The sequence below is a fragment of the Calditrichota bacterium genome (genome assembly GCA_016867835.1).
Taxonomy (GTDB): Bacteria; Electryoneota; AABM5-125-24; order Hatepunaeales; family Hatepunaeaceae; genus VGIQ01.
On sequence record VGIQ01000204.1, the window covers coordinates 1 to 2212 of the forward strand.

The window sequence follows — 2212 nt, forward strand, 5'->3', positions numbered from 1 at the left end:
GGAATGGCTCGTATCTGCGGGCAAACTATTTTTGAGCGAGCTCGCAAAATCCCTTGACAACTTCCACTTGCAGCCGTATTTTGTAAAAACCTTGCCTCGGGCTACGGCTCGGGCTACGGCTCGGGCTACGGCTCGGGCTGCAATAGCCCGGGCTCAACGTCAACCCTCATACTTAAGGAATGACAATGGCTCGAAGCAACTCTCTCTCCTGCGCGCTCCTCACGCTATTCGCCCTCATTAGCCTCTTCGCCGCGCCGACAGGAGCGAGGGCGCAAGAGGTATATACAGTGGAATGTCGGGATATCAACAGCAACGAGCCGGTTGCGGGTATTCTGATCGGGGTGTTCGTAAAGTTTGGCATCGGAGATGATGACTGGGACTTCGTTCAAGGTGAAACTGGTGCCGATGGCAAGGCACAGATTGAAACCCAACCCGCGCATTCAACCTCAACCCATTGGTTTGCCGAACTCCTTCAAGCACCTCAAGGCCATGCTCTGCCTGAGACCTGGGAAAATCCTGTGACGGTCTATTATTCCACTTCGGGCCGCCATCTTCTGATGCAGCTGGTTCCTCCCCAGTGAGGTTGGGTCTGAACATACTCCGTCGCGGGTCGTCGCCATCCATCCTGTGCGCACTTGGTTTGATTCTTCCGCTAATACACCTGAAGAATCCTGCGGTGGTATCGGCACAACCTCGCAACGAGTGGATTCGCTACTATCGGGTAACCAATCAGAGCAACGCCTTCACGGACGTTTTCCAACAACGTGATGGAAATCTCGCATTGTGTGGATATGCAACTTGGGTCGATTCACTTCGCTCTCAGATGATATGGCTAATGGTAGCCGATCCCGATGGCCAACGGCTCTTCGAATCGACCTACAGACCTGAGGAAGGTGAACGTCAGTACTGGCCTTGGAGTCTTATCCAATGCGACGATGGCGGTTGGGCAATTGCCGGACAAGGCGGACTATTGGGAGATATTGGCCGATTTCATGTCATCAAGGTCGATAGTGATCGCAACTTGTCGTGGAGCCAATACTATTCCGAACAGTCTGGACGTTGTTATGCCATCATTGAAACCAAGTCTGGTAATCTTCTCGTTTGCGGCGACAACTCCGACAGGGATGGCGGTGTTGGCTACTACGCCATGCTTCGCCAGGACGATGGCGAGGTGATCTGGGACCAAACTTATAGGACTCGCGTGACATCGATTCGTGAAGAAGAAGGTGGCTATCTCATGTGCGGAGGTCCTTGGCTGTTCAAGGTTGATGAGGAAGGCGATCAAGTTTGGGAGCGAGAGTATCAAGGCTCTTTCTGGGCGATTGTAAGGTATCCTGAAGGTGGTTATGTATTGAGCGGTGGGATGAGCATGGATGGAGGACGATATATCACGCCGATGCTGGTGCGAATCAACGCTGATCTGAATCTGGAGTGGCAGCATACATATGAACAGTTGTTTCCACAGAATGGAATTACTATTGCTCACGCGCTGACTTTGGCTGAAGACGGCGGCATATTCACTGTTCGCTATTGGTCACCGTGGATCCTGCGCACTAACCCGGCCGGTGAGACTTCCTGGCTCCGTTGGGATCGACATGGAACGCCGCCCCGGGCTCAAGGGACTTATTCGTCTGTAATACTATCGGATGATGGCGCAGCATTGGTGTCTGGTGGCGCCGTAGATGACTCCAATCGGGTAAGCGGTGTGATAATCAAGATCACTCCGGATCACTCCCCACCCCGAATTATTGACTGGCAGCCAAGACGGAATCCTCTGACGGTACTCTCAGGAAGCGAGTTAGCATTTATGGTTCGCGCTATCGATGCTCAAGGTGATTCGATTCGCTATTCATGGTTGCGCAATGGAGATTTCATTCGAGCGGACTCCTCGGTTACTATTGACTTTCCAAATCGCGGTCAAGATACCATCATTTGTATCGTTTCAGATGGTGAATTGAGGACGTCGAGGGCTTGGCTCGTCCATGTCCGCGACCTGCTCATCGCCTCCCACACCCCCGACACCCTATCCCTCTCCGTCCAGCGTAACAGCGAGATTGACTTCTCCCTCGACTCCGTCGCCTATATTGGGGACTTGGAGAACCTGCGGTATGAGTGGATGATTTACGACTCCGCGGCGGTGAGGTGGGAGGAAGTGGCAGGGGATGACCGGATTGGAATCCGGTCCTACGTGTTCGACCGGGCCGGCGGCTAT

General features: G+C 53.3%; 2 protein-coding genes. Both read left to right on the forward strand.

What is annotated here, in order from left to right; translation table 11 throughout:
* The first annotated feature begins 185 nt into the window (after positions 1 to 185).
* Complete coding sequence (locus tag FJY67_12125) at positions 186 to 581, forward strand: hypothetical protein (protein ID MBM3330191.1); 396 nt, start codon at positions 186 to 188, stop codon at positions 579 to 581.
* 59 nt (positions 582 to 640) lie between these two features.
* Positions 641 to 2212 (forward strand): hypothetical protein (locus FJY67_12130; protein MBM3330192.1); only part of this gene is annotated, 1572 nt, incomplete at its 3' end.

Bases quoted from the DNA above. Each gene is read 5' to 3' on its own strand.
- FJY67_12125 (MBM3330191.1), top strand. From the start codon at position 186: ATGGCTCGAAGCAACTCTCTCTCCTGCGCGCTCCTCACGCTATTCGCC.